Annotated in this window: 1 protein-coding gene; it reads left to right on the top strand. The window is 67.5% G+C overall.

Annotation, left to right across the window (positions count from 1 at the left end):
- A partial coding sequence (locus E5162_RS14535; protein WP_135945969.1) for a S1 RNA-binding domain-containing protein occupies window positions 1-305 on the top strand: 305 nt, incomplete at both ends.

Genomic DNA, 305 nt, shown 5'->3' with positions numbered 1-305 from the left:
AAACGCAATACGACACCAAAGAGCCCGTCGCCGGCGCCATCGTGGGCCGCGTCAAGGGCGGCTTCACCGTCGATCTCGGCGGTGCCTCGGCCTGCCTGCCGGGCAGCCAGGTCGACATCCGCCCCGTGCGCGATGTGACCCCGCTGATGAACAAGGAACAGCCGTTCGCGATTCTGAAAATGGACCGCACGCGGGGCAATATCGTTGTCTCGCGCCGCGCCGTGCTTGAAGAGAGCCGCGCCGAACAGCGCGCCGAGCTCGTCGGCCAGCTGGCCGAGGGCGAAGTGCGCGAAGGCGTCGTGAAG

This window comes from Marinicauda pacifica, from assembly GCF_004793635.1.
Lineage (GTDB): Bacteria > Pseudomonadota > Alphaproteobacteria > Caulobacterales > Maricaulaceae > Marinicauda > Marinicauda pacifica.
This window is presented reverse-complemented; position numbering and strand designations above follow the sequence as displayed.